Annotated in this window: 13 protein-coding genes; 10 read left to right on the plus strand and 3 right to left on the minus strand. The window is 62.0% G+C overall.

Annotation, left to right across the window (positions count from 1 at the left end; genetic code table 11):
* The first annotated feature begins 1 nt into the window (after nucleotide 1).
* The 3 genes from IPL79_09575 to IPL79_09585 are packed head-to-tail and all read left to right on the plus strand — an operon-like array spanning nucleotide 2 to nucleotide 3,388.
* Entirely contained in the window at nucleotides 2-928 is a 927-nt protein-coding gene (locus IPL79_09575; GenBank protein MBK9071234.1) for a hypothetical protein, read from the plus strand.
* Entirely contained in the window at nucleotides 925-1,977 is a 1,053-nt protein-coding gene (locus IPL79_09580) for a helix-hairpin-helix domain-containing protein (protein MBK9071235.1), read from the plus strand. The genes IPL79_09575 and IPL79_09580 overlap by 4 nt, the downstream gene beginning before the upstream one ends.
* Before the next feature lie 4 nt (nucleotides 1,978-1,981).
* Complete coding sequence (locus IPL79_09585; GenBank protein MBK9071236.1) at nucleotides 1,982-3,388, plus strand: ABC transporter permease; 1,407 nt, start codon at nucleotides 1,982-1,984, stop codon at nucleotides 3,386-3,388.
* Between the two features lie 161 nt (nucleotides 3,389-3,549).
* Here the strand turns inward: IPL79_09585 and IPL79_09590 are convergent, their stop codons facing one another.
* On the minus strand, nucleotides 3,550-4,275 hold the full coding sequence (locus IPL79_09590; protein ID MBK9071237.1) for a hypothetical protein: 726 nt from the start codon (nucleotides 4,273-4,275) through the stop codon (nucleotides 3,550-3,552).
* A gap of 746 nt (nucleotides 4,276-5,021) precedes the next feature.
* Nucleotides 5,022-5,774, minus strand: a complete 753-nt coding sequence (locus IPL79_09595) for a DUF2262 domain-containing protein (GenBank protein ID MBK9071238.1) — start codon at nucleotides 5,772-5,774, stop codon at nucleotides 5,022-5,024.
* 192 nt (nucleotides 5,775-5,966) lie between these two features.
* On the opposite strand from IPL79_09595, the gene IPL79_09600 reads away from it, so the two are divergent.
* The 4 genes from IPL79_09600 to IPL79_09615 all read left to right on the plus strand — a co-directional run bounded on the left by IPL79_09600 (nucleotide 5,967) and on the right by IPL79_09615 (nucleotide 11,500).
* On the plus strand, nucleotides 5,967-6,854 hold the full coding sequence (locus tag IPL79_09600; protein MBK9071239.1) for an enoyl-[acyl-carrier-protein] reductase: 888 nt from the start codon (nucleotides 5,967-5,969) through the stop codon (nucleotides 6,852-6,854).
* 10 nt (nucleotides 6,855-6,864) lie between these two features.
* The gene (locus tag IPL79_09605; protein ID MBK9071240.1) at nucleotides 6,865-8,829 is read left to right on the plus strand and encodes a carboxypeptidase regulatory-like domain-containing protein; all 1,965 of its coding nucleotides are present in this window, start codon (nucleotides 6,865-6,867) and stop codon (nucleotides 8,827-8,829) included.
* Nucleotides 8,830-9,029: 200 nt separating this feature from the next.
* Nucleotides 9,030-9,959 carry a hypothetical protein gene (locus IPL79_09610; GenBank protein ID MBK9071241.1) on the plus strand — a complete coding sequence of 310 codons (930 nt, stop codon included), beginning with the start codon at nucleotides 9,030-9,032 and terminating at the stop codon, nucleotides 9,957-9,959.
* Between the two features lie 95 nt (nucleotides 9,960-10,054).
* Nucleotides 10,055-11,500: a cytochrome P450 gene (locus IPL79_09615; GenBank protein ID MBK9071242.1), complete on the plus strand. Its 1,446-nt coding sequence runs from the start codon at nucleotides 10,055-10,057 to the stop codon at nucleotides 11,498-11,500.
* Between the two features lie 28 nt (nucleotides 11,501-11,528).
* On the opposite strand, the gene IPL79_09620 is transcribed toward IPL79_09615, so the two are convergent.
* Nucleotides 11,529-12,506, minus strand: coding sequence for a serine/threonine protein kinase (locus IPL79_09620; protein MBK9071243.1), 978 nt, complete (start codon nucleotides 12,504-12,506; stop codon nucleotides 11,529-11,531).
* Between the two features lie 25 nt (nucleotides 12,507-12,531).
* Here IPL79_09620 and IPL79_09625 point away from each other — a divergent pair, with 25 nt between their 5' ends.
* The 3 genes from IPL79_09625 to IPL79_09635 are packed head-to-tail and all read left to right on the plus strand — an operon-like array spanning nucleotide 12,532 to nucleotide 15,717.
* Nucleotides 12,532-13,479: an aspartate carbamoyltransferase catalytic subunit gene (locus IPL79_09625; protein MBK9071244.1), complete on the plus strand. Its 948-nt coding sequence runs from the start codon at nucleotides 12,532-12,534 to the stop codon at nucleotides 13,477-13,479.
* Nucleotides 13,476-14,483 carry an ATP-binding cassette domain-containing protein gene (locus IPL79_09630; GenBank protein ID MBK9071245.1) on the plus strand — a complete coding sequence of 336 codons (1,008 nt, stop codon included), beginning with the start codon at nucleotides 13,476-13,478 and terminating at the stop codon, nucleotides 14,481-14,483. The genes IPL79_09625 and IPL79_09630 overlap by 4 nt, the downstream gene beginning before the upstream one ends.
* Complete coding sequence (locus IPL79_09635) at nucleotides 14,476-15,717, plus strand: ABC transporter permease (GenBank protein MBK9071246.1); 1,242 nt, start codon at nucleotides 14,476-14,478, stop codon at nucleotides 15,715-15,717. The genes IPL79_09630 and IPL79_09635 overlap by 8 nt, the downstream gene beginning before the upstream one ends.
* Nucleotides 15,718-15,739 lie beyond the last annotated feature (22 nt).

Below are 15,739 nucleotides of genomic sequence, written 5' to 3' on the forward strand. Positions count from 1 at the left end.
CATGGCAAACGCTTCACCCGATTGGACGACGCGGCTCGCTGCGTTTGACCGCCGCTGGCTATTTCTCATCATGGGGTTTGCCATCGTGCTGCCGCTCTTGCGGCCGTGCGGGATCCCTGTGGTGCCCACCCCGATGGTACGCGCCGCCTATTCGCAGGTTGAGGCGCTCAAAGAAAATGACGTGGTGTTTCTCTCGCTGGATCTCGACCCAGCGTCGACACCCGAACTGGAGCCTTTCTATAAAGCGGTCATGCTCCACCTCAAGCGCAAGAACGTTAAGATCGTGATCGCGACCACGTGGTATTCGGCGCCGCCACTAGTGGAGAGTTGGATTCGCTCCGGCCTGGAAACGCAGCTTATTCCCGAAGGCGACAAGAGCTACAAGGGCGCCAAAGATCGCGTCTATAAGAAAAATGTCGACTACGTGTATCTTGGATTTCGCGAAGGCAAGACCGCGACCATCGCGAACATGGGCGCGGATCTGCGCAAAACGTTCGACGGCCGCGCCAACGACGGCACGCTGCTCGACAACATTCCTTTTATGAGCGGCATCAAGGCGCTCAAAGACTTCAAGCTGTCGATTTTGATCTCGGCTGGCTCGCCTGGTGCCAAAGAATATGTGCAGTACGTGCAGGCGCGCTACGGCCTCAAGATGATCGCCTCTTGCACCGCCGTCCTGCTGACCGACCTGGCGCCGTATTATCAATCGGGCCAATTGCTCGGCGTCGTGGGCGGCCTGGTGTCGGCCGCCGAATACGAGGTGCTGGTAGGCCGCAATGGCTCGGCGATCAAGGGCGCCGACGTCCTCAACTTTGGCCACATGGTCGTCGTGCTCGCGATCATCCTCGGCAACATCATCTATTTTGTTGGGCGACGCGCGCGCCGCGCATCCGGGCGCGCCGTGCCACAACCCAAGGGGGCCGCATGACGCCGCTAGCTACCATGGACGTGATTGGTTACTGGATCGCAATTTTTCTTACGATCTGTATTTTGTCGTATCTCTACAAAGACAACCCTTTCTACAAATTTGCCGAGCACCTGTTTATTGGCGTCTCGCTCGGCTACGTGATCGTGCAGCAGTATCACGATGGCCTTAAGGAAAAGCTCGTGGTCCCGCTCATGCACCAATTTGGCTTTGGCGAGGGCGAAAAGGGCGCGGGCCTGATGTCGATGTGGGACAAGCTGCTCGCCGGCCAAAACTATGAGCCGTGGTTTTCGTCGGGGTGGTGGAAGCTGGTGCCGCTGCTGCTCATCGCGCTGATGTTTACGAAGGCGCTTTCGCGCAAGCACAGTTGGATCGGCCGTTATCCGCTGGCACTGGTCGTTGGCCTTTACGCGGGCTTACAGATCAACGCGCTGGTGCAAAGCGACCTCGGCAAGCAGCTTGGCCAGGCGAGCCGGCCGCTCTATGTCGAAAAAATGAATCTCAACACCGCGAGTGCCGAGGCGCTGGGCGCGCTGCCAGGCATGACGCCGGTTACCGCCGCCAAGCTCGTCGACGAACGCAAGGTGACCCCATTTAAGGACGTTGGCGACGCCATGACGCGCGCCTCGCTCTCGGCCGATGAGCGCGAGGTGCTGAGCGTTAAGCGCGGCCAACTAGTTGGCCTCGACGCCAAGGCCGGCGTCGCGGACCGCCAGGTCAACTGGTTTGGCGTGTTTTCTAACGTGCTGCTGCTGCTCGGCACGCTGGCCACCCTGCTCTATTTCTATTACTCGTTTGCGCACAAGGGCCTGATCGGCGGCTATTCGCGCTTTGGCGTGTGGATCTTGATGATTGGCTTTGGCGCCAGCTTTGGCTTCACCGTGCAGGGCCGCATCGCGTTGGCCATTGGTCGCGCCAAGACCGTGATGGGTGAATCATTTGCGATGCCGCAAGATGCGGCGCAGGTAAATAGCCCGATCGTGGCGATCATCTCGATCTTGATCATCGTCGCCGGCATCGCGTTCTGGGAACGTCGGCAGGCCAAGGCCTAGGGCCATGACGTACGCGTCGTTTATAGGCAAGCGCTACCTCTACGGCAGCGGCGACCGCGCGATGGCACGATCCTCGATCGTCAGCCTCGCCGTGGCGGTGGTCCTCAGCTTGCTGCTGCTAAACGACATCGGCGGCCAGACGACCGCCATCATGGTGTTTATTGCCAGCGCCAGCGCCATCGTGACGGCGCTGCTTGCCTTGTTCACCGTCTTCACCAGCGTCGCGATGCTGGGGGTGGTCTTTGGCGTGGCGGCGCTCACTACGGTGATGGCGGTCACCACGGGCTTCGAACAACAGTTTCGCGACAAGGTGCTCGGCGTCAATGCGCACGTGATCGTGCAGCGCCCCGACTTTGTCGACTACGAGCAGGTCGAGCGCATCGCGCGCAACATCGATCCGCAGGTGGTCGGCGTGCAGCCGTTTGTTTTCACCGAAATGCTGGTCACCAACGGCCGCGGCAAGATTTCAGGCGTCGCGATCAAGGGCATCGACCCGGCGCGGGCCGCTGAAACGCTCGATCTCGATCGCCACATGGTCAAGGGCAAGGTGGCCGACCTCGCCGCCGGAGAAAAGCCAGCCGCGCCCGGCGTCGCCGCGCCGATTATCATTGGGCAAGAGCTCGCTAAAAAGCTCGGGGTCGAGGTGGGTTCCGATATCCGCGTTGTCATTCCCGTGGCGGCGAGTGAGCTCGAGGCGAGCAACTTGCGGGTGCCGACACCCCGTACCCGCAGCTACCGGGTGGCAGGCATTTTTTACTCGGGCTTTGAAGAATACGACAAGCGCCTCATGTACGTCGGGCTGCACGAAGGCCAAGCGCTGCTGGCGCGCGGCAACCTGGTCACGGGCGTGGAGCTTAAGGTGCGCGACGTCGACGAGGCCAAGCGGGTCGGCGACAAGCTGCGCCGCGCGCTGCGAGAACTCGACCGCGGCTTTGACTTCGACGTCAAGGATTGGTTCGAGCTTAATCGCCCGCTATTTAAGGCGGTACGCACGCAAAAAATTGTCATGATGATCGTGATGACGGTGATCGTCATCGTCGCCGCGTTCAACATGATCGCCGCGCTCGCCACCATGGTCACGCAAAAAAGCCGCGAGGTCTCGATGCTCAAATCCATGGGCGCCACCGACCGCCGCATCGGCGACGTCTTCCTCATCGTCGGCAGCGCGATTGGCGTGATTGGCACCACCCTCGGCGTTGGCCTCGGGCTGCTCACGTCCTGGCTCATCTCGTCATTTGGTTTCCGCCTCGATCCGGCGGTCTACATGATCGACCGCCTGCCTATACGAGTTATCCCGATGGAAGTGCTGCTGGTCGCCGGCATCACGATGATCATCAGCTGGCTTGCGACGTTGCTGCCCTCGCTGCGCGCCGCCCGCATGCAGCCCGTCGACGGCCTGCGCTACGACTAGGGGTCACTCTCGGCCCGAAATTCAAACGCTATTTCCACTGGTTAGTTAGGCTACTGCGTGATCACGTTGCAGAGAACGTGACTACGCAGCACCGGATCCAACATCTGATAATTGCAGGCAAATTGGGAGCTGAGAGTGACCCTAGTCCGCCCTAGTCCGCCCTACTTGGTGCGGCTAATTAGATTGTTGAACTCGGCGAACCTAACGAAGGCTCGAGAGCTCGCATCAATGGCGCCAGCGAGCTTGGTCTTTGCCTGCTTGTATTCGCGCGCGAGATACGTCGCCATGGTCGCGTTGCCGTACCCGGCCACTAACATGATGGCGTTCAAGCCGGTAACGTCAGCCTGGCCAACGTCGACGAGATCATGCCCAATGGAAAGGCCAATCGCCGCGGCCACGACGTTCAAGGTGGCCGCGATTACCATTGTTCTTGCTGATCGAAAGACTTTGGTCGCCTGGCCTTCCGCCATAGCGGTCGTGAAGACTTGCTTGACGTTATCGGCTTCGAGGCCGCGCGCCCACGTTCGCCCAGGATGTTTGGCATCGTAGGCGGCTATGGCCCCCTTGGCCTTGGCTATGGCTTGGCGGCGCTCGTGCGGGTTTTCGACGCTGTCGGCGGCATGGAGGTCAGCTTCGATTTGTAGCGGGTGATCGGCCGCGCCAAGCGGCGAGAGCGCGCCGCCGAGCGAGACGTTGGAAGCCTGCTTAGATTGCCGCTTTTTGGCGCTGAGCAGGCCCCGCTTGCCACGCGCGCTCACGGTGGAGGCGCCCTGGGCTGCCGCTGGTCGCACCGACGTAGCAGGGGACGTGCGCTTGGCAGCATTGGCCATGCCTATAGGCCCGGTCGCGAGGGCCACAACTATTGCGACAATTAGGTTTTTCGACATAAACCTGACATAATGCATCACCCGTGCCAGCCCAATTGGCAGGCGTAAGTGCTGATCAACGCTAGCGCAGCGCCGCTGAGCTCTGGCGAGCTGAGGACAACCTGCCCCACCGCAGGCTCAGACGATGGGATCACTTGTCTTCGGGCCGACTATCTTGCGGCCCCCGGCTAGGTCTTCCCGGGCAGCGCATCGCACCATTGCCAGCGTGCTCACGATAGTGGGGCTTCGGTTGGCGGATTTGGAGAGGCGTCGCCGTTCATTGAATAGGGCGACCTTAGTAATGGTCATCTGAATATTGTGACCAGGATGAAATTCCTTAGGAGGACCACCATGTGGCGCCGGGCCGCTGGCCGTTCTTTTGGCCGCGGCCGGCGCATTGTTTCGTTCGTAGAAAATTTCACCGACGCCAGTAAAGAAAGTGTGAGCGATCAGGGACGCTCCTCATCGTTTCATTGCGCCGGGCGCGGCTTTAAATGGCCAGCGCCCCGGCGCTCCATCGCAAGCCAAGTGCTGCCCGCGCTAACGCGTACACACGACGTGGCTTTACGCACCTCAAGCCCTCGTCAACGCCAAAGACGACGTGGGCATTGCTGGTCCCGATGGATTTGAACCGCACACGCAGACCGCGGCAATGGAAATTCCGCTCTTTGGTCTGCATATAATTGAAAGCAATAGGGAATCTACCCCCGTGAGTCCCCCCAAGGATGACAGGCTAATCGGGAGCTGAGAGTGACCCTAGATATCTACTATTGCAATTGTACGTCGCGGATTCCCCCACGACCCGTCAACTTAACGACAAGACCGTGATCGCCAAATATCTCACCACACGAGAAGTCCAAGCAAACCGACTTCGAATCAACTCGAACTTCCGTTGGCTTCAGCCGCCGAAGAAATTCGTTTTCAGAGATCGGCTTGTCGAGCCAAGTCTCGTTTGCAAGTCGAAGCATTTTTTTTGCTATGAACTTGGGCACTTCGGCGAACCTCAGACTTGTTTTTGCGAAGAGTGCCGAGGCCCCCGCAATGGCATCCTCGTCGACAAGAAGGCTAACGGTTCGCCCATACAGTTTCAGGCGACCTTCATACGTTTGAGTGCGTGCCCGGCGAATGAGTGCGCCTAGCACCGGATCCTTCAGTCGAATTGTTGCAGACACAGTTTTGTCAGCTCTCCCGAGACCACTGCTCCCTTGAACCCGCACAAACCGTCCGGTCAATTCTGAAGTGATCAGTCTATTCGGTCGGCGAGGTTGCAGGGTGGCGGAAAACCGGTAGGTCTTGCCTGTTGTTAGCCTCTTGGAGGAGCGAACGGCATCGCCTGAATTCAAGTGCGGTGGCAACAACACGCGCAACAGCGCCTTGGACGAATCACCATCTGGCAATATGCGCCAGGGGCGAAGAAAAACAACGCCCCTCCAATGGCGCCCTTCCTTCACCGCGCCTCCTCCACGGTCGAGATCTGCAACACCCTCGATAGCAACGACCTTCCCTTTTGTTTTCACCATTCAATCCTCTCAGCGGCCTCGGTCAGTGGCAAGGCCCCACCGAGGCTATTTGGCCGATGTTGGAACACCGTCACACGCGATAATTGTTCCAGCATCTCATAGTGAAGGTGCGCTCAATGGCTTAAAAACTCGGGCAGCGCATCGCTGCCGCAACGGGTTGTGTTTGCGGGCCAGGTGCGGGATGCCTAAGGCATGCTTGGAATCAATCTTAAAGGGAAGCGCGCGCTGGTCGCGGGCGTGGCAGATGACGGTGGGTTTGGCTTTGCGATCGCCAAGGCGCTCGCCGAGGCGGGGGCGACGATTTGCGTCGGCACGTGGCCGCCGGCGCTCAGCCTGTTTAAGACGCTGCTCGAGCGCAAGATGGATGAGTCGCTCGCGATGCCCGACGGCAGCAAGCTGAGCTTCGAGAAAATTTATCCGCTCGATGCGGATTTTGATAATTGGGACATCGTGCCGCAAGCGCTGCTCGATAACCGGCGTTATCGCGACCTCGGCGATTTCACCATCGCCGGCGTCGCCGAAGCGATGCTGAAAGACTTTGGCCCGGGCGGCGTCGATATTGTTGTGCACAGCCTCGCCAATGGCCCTGAGGTCAAAAAGCCGCTGATGGCGACCAGCCGCGCTGGCTATCTGGCGGCGATGAGCGCGTCGAGCTATTCGCTAGTGTCGATGGTCAAGCAGTTCTCACCGCTGATGAAGCGCGGCGGCGCTTTCTTGTCGTTGTCGTATCTCGCGGCGGACCGCGTGATTCCTGGCTATGGCGGCGGCATGTCGGCGGCCAAGGCGGCGCTGCAGTCCGATACTCGGACACTCGCTTTTGAGGCAGGCAGGCAGTACGGCCACCGCGTCAACTGCATTTCGGCGGGGCCATATGCGTCGCGCGCCGCCAGCGCCATTGGCGCCGTGGCGCAGATTATCGACTACGTCGGCAAGAACAGCCCCCTGCCCGATTCGCTCACCGCGCGCGAGGTCGGCACGGCGGCCGCATTTCTATGCAGCCCGCTAGCCAGCGGCATAACCGGCGAAGTCGTGCACGTCGACAAGGGTTATTCGATTATGGGAATGGGCATTGACAAATAACGCGGCCGACATGGCAAGGAAGCGGCGCCTTCAGCAACGGGTGATCCGTGCCGTCGCGCTAATCGCCTTGATGGTGGGCGCCGGGCTGTTTGTGCGGCGCACGTTTTTCCCGGCCACGCGCGAGCGCGCGGCAACCACGACGTCTGATGGGACGCGGTCGTCGTCGACCCAACCCGCCGCGAGTAAAAAGCGTGGCAGCGGCGGACCGGTCGGCGGCGCCACCAGCACAGGCCTGCAATACGAACCCGTGGATCCAATCGGGACGTTGCGCCTAGAAGGCCGCGTCATCGACGCCAAGGAGGCCCCCGTGCCGGGCATCGAAGTCGCGCTAAGCGGCTTTCCGCGACGCACGGCAATCACCGAGGACGACGGCTCGTTTGTTTTCGAAGGCCTAATCGCGCAATTGTATCGCCTCTATGCGCGCGGCGAGGCGGGGGTTGCGGGTCCGATGTCGCTACTGCTCACCGCCACGTCTGAGCCGGTGACGCTCGTCGTTCATCCCGGTGCGGAGCTTGAGTTTCTGGTAATAGTCCACGGCACCAAAGAGCCCATCGCGGGCGCCAAAATTTCAATGACGACGATCGAGGCCGGTCGCACCGCTGAGCAAGCCTTCTCGATTACGGCGGAAACCGACGCCGCTGGCAAAGCCCTTGTGCGCGGGATGCCGTTCGGATTTGGCCAATACAATGTTACCGCGACCGGCTATGCGAGCAGCTTGCTGGCATTTTCCCGCGGGCCGCGCTTGCGCGATCAGATAACCGTCGAGCTGGTCGCCAGCGACTCGGTGCACGGCGTGGTGCTGCAGCGCAGCGGGGCGGCGGCGCCAAAGGTATGCATTTCGCGATTCGTCGACTTTCCGTGCGAGACGTATAGTGATAGCGCGGGGAAATTTGCGATTCCCGCGGCGACTATTGGAACGATAAAAGGTGGAGTCCCTGCCGCTCTCGAGAAGCAAATTGTCGCTAGACACCCCGACTTCGGCACGGGAACCACTGCTGGCGAAGGTGACGGGACGGCGGAGAAGCCATACAAGATTGTGCTTGCACCGAATCGCGTCATCCGTGGCACGGTGCGCAATGAACGCGGCGAGCCAGTTGTCGGCGCGCTGGTACGATTAGGCATCAAGTTGGACGATATGGGTGCGGGTCTGGGCGCAGCGCCTGCCGAATACGCGCCGTTTGCTTCGATGTTTAAGGGCGCCTATTTGCCAGCTCCGTATGTCGGCGTCGTCGCGACCGACGAGCTTGGTGCGTTTGCGATTTCTCTGTCGGCCCTTCAAGAAGGCGGGTTTGGCGTTGTGGCGTCGTTCGGAGCGCACGTTTCCAACGTCGTTGACGTAGACTTCTTGCGCGAGGAGACTCCAGCGGTCGAGTTACGCCTCATCGAGACTGCGACCTCGCAGCTTGCGGGCCGCGTGCTGCAGCCAGACGGCACGCCAGCCGATGGCGCACAAGTGAGCGCGAGCTATGCAAGCACAGAGCCGATTGCGCTTAAGTCCATGCTCGCGATAATGGGGCCGCCGACGACCATCACCAACGCCGATGGCGAATTTGTGATCGGCGGCCTGCTGCCCGGCGAGTATGTCGTAACCGCGATCGACGCGGCGTTTACGTCTGAACGCAAACCAAGCGCCAAAGCCAATGCCAAGACCGGGACCTCAGACGTGGTGCTCACCTTGCCGCAAGCGGGCAGCGTGCGAGTTGTCGTGCGTGGCCCTAATGGCCTGCCGATCACTACCACCGGGGTGTGCGTAACAACGCCAACCGAGGAGGTAAGGCGCAAAAAGCCTCGCCCGCCGACGCTCGCAAATAGCTGCGGCACCAACCTCCAAGGGGAAACCCTGCTCGCCGGAGTACCCGCCGGCAAACACGAGTTTGAGGTAGGCGTTACCGGCATGCGGCCCGCCACCTTCACCGCCACCATCCGCCACGGCGAGACGACCGACGCCGGCACGATCGCGCTATCGCCGAAATAAGCGGCGACTCGCGTAGCCGCCGCAACCGGCGTAGCCACATGGCGCTCTTGGCGCGCCGCTTAAACACTCGACACAGATCTCACTTTTAATAATAAATATTACATATTTGCAAATGTAATACCTTGACCACAATTTCGCTTCGAGCTCCCTGCGCCTTGGTCCGCTCCTTGCAGCGCGTCGCGTCAGAGGAGAATACGGACATGAAATTAGCTAGCAGAACAAGTCTTGTAGCGGCGACGTGGGTGGCCAGTGGCGCCCTTTTTGGATGCCTTGCCCCCGGTGGACAAGAAGACGGCACCGATTCGGCAACCGATAAGGCTGCGGCAACCCCCGTGGCCATCGAGCCGTGCAGCCCGGCCGAGTTCGGCGCGCTGCCGCCTCGCATCCTGGTGAACGAAACGTCCCTCGACGGCGACACCTTGCTGGCAACCGTCGAGTACGGCGGTTGCGCCAAGGCCGACTACCGCCTGTGCTGGAATGGTTCGAGCGAGCCCACCGTTGGCGGCCCCGATGCGGTTGACCTTTACCTAACCACGGTGGCTGACGGTGAGGCTTCGTGCGACTTCTTGGTGGTCGACGAGCTGAGCATCGACCTCTCGCCACTAGCCGCCTATTATCACGACAACAACGACGGCGCCGGCGGCAGCTTGGCAGTGCATCTCAATGACACCACGACGTTTTATGGCTTTGCGAGCTACCTCCCCAGCGAGCTGGCGCGCCTCGCGGCCAAGGCCAACTACATATCCGAGGGCGATGCAACCGCGCGCCTGTTCGAAGCGCCCTTTAGCGGCAACATCACGCGCCTAAAGTTCACGAAGGTGCTCAAGGAGGGCGGGTACCTTGGCCCCAACCAAGCGTTCCAATTCTGGAGCAAGAGCAAGGCGTTGTGGTTTCTCGAAGATGCCATCGAGCTTTCCCAGGACAACAACGACCCGGCTAGCGCGGCGGCGTGGGAAGAAATTGCCGGGCTGATCGCCTACGAGCTCACGTCGGTACGCGGTGCGATCATTGGCCCCGCCAATGCCGATGGTTCCTTGCGCGAAGATGCGGGCACGTACACGATCGTAATTTTTGGCAAAGACGCCGATGGCAATTTGCTCGGCATCACGATCGACGCGGTCTGGACCTAAGCGTCTCGCGGCCATTCGCCGCAGGCCGTGGTAGGCAGCGATAGCAAGTGTACCCAGGCATTGGCACCGCCTGCGGTCGCCGGTACGCTGGCACCATGAAGTTTGATGACATGGCCTTGGCGCCAGGCGGCGAAGGCTTTTGGGGCCACAACCAAGACTTTCGCAGCGACCGGCTAAATGCGCTGCGCCGGCTCGCCGCGCGGCCTGAGCCAATGTTTCGCCTCAAGACGCCGTTTCCTGGCGCGCACACGATAGTCGTTAACGATCCGAGCGTCATCGGCGAGGCGCTGGTCGACAAGGTCGCGCACATCGAGAAGGCCTTCATGCTGCGCTTTAGCCTCTATCCGCTCGCCGGCGAGGGCTTGTTTAGCGCCAATGGCGAGCTGTGGCGCAAGCAGCGCAAGCTGATGGCCCCGCTGTTTACGCCGAGGGCGCTCGAGGCCTACGCCTCCGCCATGACCGACTGCGCGCGGCTGGCCACCGCCACGTGGCAGGATGGCCAGCAACTCGCGCTGCACCACGAAACCACCAACATCGCGATGAGCGTCGCCGGCAAGACGCTCTTTGACGCCGACACCATCAGCGAGGCCGACGAGCTTGGGCATGCGCTCACCGTGGCGCTCGACTGGACCGGCAACATCCAAGGCGGTCCGCTCATTATTGCGCACGCCTATGCACGCATGATGGCGTGGATGGCGGCGCGCGCGGTGGCGCCACAAAGTGAGCGCGCGGCGCAGTGGCTGCTGCGTGGCGCGCGGCGCCTCGAGAGCCCGCTATGGATTCCAGGCGACGAAGGCACCAAGCTGCGTCAGGCCATCGCCGTGCTCGATCGCCGCGTCGCCAAAATGATCGCGGATCGCCGGGCAACCCCTGGCAAACACGACCTCTTATCGCGCATTCTCGATGCGCGCGATGAAGACGGCCAGGCGATGCCGGACAAGCAGGTGCGCGACGAAATCCTCACCCTCTTTGTCGCCGGCCACGAAACCACGGCGGCGGGCTTGGCGTGGGCAATCTATCTGCTCATGCAAAATCCCGCGTGGTATCAGCGCGTGCAAGCCGAGGTCGATGCGCTTGCCGGCCCGCCGACGCTGGCTGACCTGCCGCGGCTGGGCCTCTGCCTGCGCGTGTTTCGCGAGGCCCTGCGCATCTATCCGCCGGTTTACATCATAGGTCGCGACACCACGATGCCGCTGACGCTCGGAGGCTACGAGCTGCCCGCGCGCACCAACGTGCTGATTTCGCCGTTTGCGCTGCATCACAAGCCGTCGCTGTGGCCAAATCCCGAGCAGTTCGACCCTGACAGATTTTTACCCGAGCAAGAGGCCGCGCGTCACCGCTATGCCTACCTGCCCTTCGGCGCCGGGCCGCGCATCTGCATTGGCAATCACTTTGCCTATATGGAGGCTCAGCTCGTGCTCGCCGAGCTGCTGCGCACGTGGCGTTTTGACAGCGTCGCGCGCGATGAGCCGTTGGCTGCGGCGACCCTGCGCCCCACCAACGGCATTCCGGTTCGGCTCACGCGAAGAGCAACGCCTTAGGGCTGGCCGCGTCCGCGCGACCCAACCGCTATTTGGCGCGAAATACGCCGTTTTGCAAGGCGACGACGGAGGCCGCCATATCCTCTGCCGAGCGAAAGCGATGCTCGGGCTTCTTGGCCAGCGCGCGATCGATGAGTTCGAGGAGTGGCTCGCTCACCTTGGCGCGCGGGTTGCGCGACGACACCTCGGGCACGGGCGCGTGCAATTGTTGATCGACCAGATCAAAATCGGAATCGGCGACATACGGCGGCACGCCCGCCAGCGCCTCAAACAGCACGATGCCGAGCGAGTAGAGGTCAGAGCGCGCATCACCAACCTCGCCGCGCAAGCGTTCGGGCGCGAGATATTGCAGGCTGCCGACGACGTGCCCGACCTGCGTGAGCTTGGTCGCGCCCTCAAGCACGGCAAAGCCAAAGTCGATCAGGACCACGCGTTCGATCGCGCCGGAGCCCGCACTTGCGCCACCGCCACCCGTGCCCGCGCGTGCACCCGCACTAAGGCCATTGGCATCTTCCAGCATGATATTCGCGGGCTTGAGATCGCGATGCAAGATGCCCTCGGCGTGGACCGCGGCCAAGCCGCGCAGGGCTTGCAAAATATACGCAAGCGCGCGCCCGGTTTCGATGGGGCCACTGGTCTTGATGAGCCCGCGCAGCGATCGCCCGCGCAGGAGTTCGAGCACCAGATAAGGCTGCCCGCTAGGGGTGGTGCCGCTGCCCTTGAGCGCCGCGACGTTGCGATGAGTCACCTTGGCCTGCGCCTCGGCCTCGCGGCGAAAGCGCTCGGCGATCTCTTGGCGCTTGGCGAGCGATTGCCGCAAGATTTTAATTGCCACTGGCCCGCCGTCGGTCGCGAGCGGATCGGTCGCTTGGTAAACGTCGGCCATGGCGCCCCGGCCGATAAGCCGTGCGATCGAAAATCGATCGAGCTGGCGGCCAACCCAGGCGTCTTCCATCGCGGCACGATACACCAAGACGAAGCGGAGGTCGCCGCGTGGACAGGGCAAGCCGGGTATGTTACCGCTATAGGCCATGGGCGATGCCACCCGCTTGAGCCACCTGTTAGGCATTGAAGCCCTTTCACGACAACAAATTTTGAGCCTGCTGCAATTGGCGGCGAGCTACGCCGCGCCGCACGCGCCGCCGCGCCAAAGCACGCTGGCAGGCAAAACCATCATCACGCTGTTTTTCGAGAACTCGACGCGCACGCGCACCTCGTTTGAGATCGCCGCGCGGCGGCTTGGCGCCGATGTCATTTCCATTGCCACCACCGCCTCTTCGACGGCCAAGGGCGAGACGATGATGGACACCGCGCTCAACCTCGAGGCGATGGCGCCGGATGCCATTGTGGTACGACATGCCAAGAGCGGCACCGCGCACCTGCTCTCGCGCCATCTGCAGTGCGCCATCATCAACGCCGGCGACGGCCAACACGAACATCCAAGCCAGGCCCTGCTCGATGCCGCGACCATCGCGGCGCATAAGGGCGAGCTTGAGGGCCTCATCGTCGCGATTGTCGGCGATATCCAGCACTCGCGCGTCGCGCGCTCGAACGTGCTTTGCCTGACCAAGCTCGGCTGCCAGGTGCGCCTGTGCGCGCCGCATTCGCTGATGCCGGCGGGCATCGACGAGCTCGGCGTGGTCGACGGCCAGCGCCGCGCCACGTTGCACTACAGCCTGCAAGATGCGCTCGCCGGCGCTGACGTCGTGATGGCGCTGCGCGTGCAAACCGAGCGCATTGGCCAATCGCCGCGCATCGCCAGCGCCGCCGCCTATGCCGCGCAATTCGGCATTTCCGCGCGCGCCATGGCGTTTGCCAAGCCCGACGCCATCATCATGCATCCGGGGCCGGTCAACCGCGGCGTCGAACTCACCGCCGATATCGCCGACAGCGCGCGCTCGGTGATCTTGGAACAAGTCTCGATGGGCGTCGCGATGCGCATGGCTATCTTGCAAACGCTGTTAGGGGAGCCGTCATGAGCGCGGCCCAAGGCAAGGCCGGCACGGCGCTGCACATCGCGGCGATCAGCAAGCGCTACGGCAATCACGTCGCGGTTCGCGACGTCTCGTTTACCGTGCCCGCCGGCAGCATCTACGGCATCCTGGGGCCTAACGGCGCAGGCAAGTCGACCACGCTGCGCATGGTCAACGACATCATTGCGCCCGATAGCGGCGAAATTACGATTTTGGGCAAGCTGCGGCCTGGCCGCGCGGCGAGCAAGCTCATCGGCTATTTGCCCGAGGAGCGCGGGCTCTACCCCAAGATGAAGGTCGCCGAAATGATCGCGTTTATGGCCGAGCTGCGCGGCTTGGGCGCCGGCGAGGCTAAGCGCCGCGCGCTGGCGTGGCTCGATCGCCTGGGGCTTGCGCAATGGGCGCGCAACATGGTGCAGGACCTCTCCAAGGGCATGCAGCAAAAGGTGCAGTTTGCCTGCGCCGTGATTCACGAGCCGCAACTGCTAATCTTGGACGAACCGTGGAGCGGGCTTGACCCGATAAATGCCGACGTGTTGCAACAAGTTGTGACCGAGCAAAAGCAAAAAGGCCACACCGTGATTTTCTCGACCCATCAAATGGAGCAGGCCGAAAAAATCTGTGACGACGTCTGCATTATCGCGCGTGGCGAGGTGGTGCTTGCGGGTGGCCTGGCGGAGATCAAGCGCGCGGCGTCGGCCGATACGCAAGTGGCGCTCGCCTTTGCCACGCCGGGCGACCAAGCCACGGCACAGGCGGTGCTGCAAAATACAACGCTGGTTGGCCGCACGCGACCGCCGCGGCAAGGCGATGCGGCTGACCTTTATGCCGAGCTCGCCGCGGGCGCGAGCATCTCGGGCTTGCTGCAGGCGTTGGTGGCGAGCGGTGCGAATTTGCGCCGCTTTGAGGCGCTCACCCCAAGCCTGCATGAAATTTTCGTCGACCGCGTCGGCGAGGCCCAAGCGGCCGTGGCCGCGCGCAACCCGAGCGCTGGAGCGACCCATGCGTAGCGAATGGCTCGTCATCGCGCGCCGCGAGTTTCTCGAGCGCGTACGCACCAAGTGGTTCATCATCGGCACCCTGCTCGGCCCCGTCGGCATGTTGGCCATGATCTTGGTGCCGGCGCTGATCGCCAGCAGCGGCGGCAAGGACGTGCGGCTGCAGATTATCGACCACTCCGGCAAGCTCGGCGAACCCATTGCAAAGAAACTAGTCGGCTGGAAAACCGAGGTCATCCCCTCCGACACCACGACGGCAACGTGGATGAAGCGCATTGCCGACGAAGAAATTGATGGCGTCCTAGAAATAGCGACCGATGCGACCGACCTCGGTCCCATTTCGTATCGCGGCGACAATGGCACCAACCAAAAGGTCGTGGGCGACCTGCAAAAGGTGGTGGTAAGCGCGGTACTAGAAGAGCGAGGTCGCAAGGTGGGCGTCCCCGATGACAAGCTCGCCAGCGTGCTAAGGGACGTGAATTTTACAGCGGAGCACACCACCGGCGACAAGAAGGAGACCTCTGGGGCGGCGGCGTTTTTCGTAGGTTACGCGGTGATGTTTATCCTCTACATGGCGATCGTGCTTTATTGCGCCAATGTGCTGCGCAGCATAGTGCAAGAGAAGACCAGCCGTGTCGTCGAGCTGCTGGTGGCCGCCGCCAAGCCTCACTCGCTGCTGCTCGGCAAAATCCTCGGCGTCGGCGCGGTCGGCCTGGTGCAGATATCGGTGTGGCTGGGCATGGCGCTGGCGGTCATGCACGGCCGTGGCACCATTCTCGGCTGGTTTGGCATCAAGGGCGCCGGAGCTTTCAACATTCCCGCGATCGGCGGCCTCGACGTCGCGGTTATCCTCGCCTACTTTTTACTCGGCTACTTCTTTTACGCCGCCCTGCACGCCGCGGTGGGCGCCATGGTGTCGAGTGATCAGGAGTCACAGCAGGCTCAAGCGCCCCTCATCATGCTGCTGGTCATACCCGTCGCGTGTTTTAGCGTCATCACCAACGATCCGCGCGGTGTGGGTGCGCAGGTGCTGACGACCATCCCGTTCTCGTCGCCAATCTTGATGCCGATGCGCTATTTGCTCGGCGGCGCTACGCCCGCCCAGCTCGCGCTGTCGCTGGGCATCTTGGCGCTCTCCATGGCCGGCGTGGTGTGGCTCGCCGCGCGCATCTATCGGGTAGGTATTCTGATGTACGGCAAGCGTCCCACGCTGCGCGAGCTTGCGCGATGGATCAGATACGGCTAACCTGGAAGGATCCACCCAATGG

It is taken from the genome of Myxococcales bacterium (assembly GCA_016716835.1).
GTDB lineage: Bacteria > Myxococcota_A > Polyangia > Haliangiales > Haliangiaceae > JADJUW01.

Coding starts and splice junctions, on each gene's coding strand:
- IPL79_09615 (MBK9071242.1), top strand. CDS start 10,055: ATGAAGTTTGATGACATGGCCTTGGCGCCAGGCGGCGAAGGCTTTTGG.
- IPL79_09635 (MBK9071246.1), top strand. CDS start 14,476: ATGCGTAGCGAATGGCTCGTCATCGCGCGCCGCGAGTTTCTCGAGCGC.
- IPL79_09625 (MBK9071244.1), top strand. CDS start 12,532: ATGGGCGATGCCACCCGCTTGAGCCACCTGTTAGGCATTGAAGCCCTT.
- IPL79_09610 (MBK9071241.1), top strand. CDS start 9,030: ATGAAATTAGCTAGCAGAACAAGTCTTGTAGCGGCGACGTGGGTGGCC.
- IPL79_09605 (MBK9071240.1), top strand. CDS start 6,865: ATGGCAAGGAAGCGGCGCCTTCAGCAACGGGTGATCCGTGCCGTCGCG.
- IPL79_09600 (MBK9071239.1), top strand. CDS start 5,967: ATGCTTGGAATCAATCTTAAAGGGAAGCGCGCGCTGGTCGCGGGCGTG.
- IPL79_09630 (MBK9071245.1), top strand. CDS start 13,476: ATGAGCGCGGCCCAAGGCAAGGCCGGCACGGCGCTGCACATCGCGGCG.
- IPL79_09575 (MBK9071234.1), top strand. CDS start 2: ATGGCAAACGCTTCACCCGATTGGACGACGCGGCTCGCTGCGTTTGAC.
- IPL79_09590 (MBK9071237.1), bottom strand. CDS start 4,275: ATGTCGAAAAACCTAATTGTCGCAATAGTTGTGGCCCTCGCGACCGGG.
- IPL79_09585 (MBK9071236.1), top strand. CDS start 1,982: ATGACGTACGCGTCGTTTATAGGCAAGCGCTACCTCTACGGCAGCGGC.
- IPL79_09595 (MBK9071238.1), bottom strand. CDS start 5,774: ATGGTGAAAACAAAAGGGAAGGTCGTTGCTATCGAGGGTGTTGCAGAT.
- IPL79_09580 (MBK9071235.1), top strand. CDS start 925: ATGACGCCGCTAGCTACCATGGACGTGATTGGTTACTGGATCGCAATT.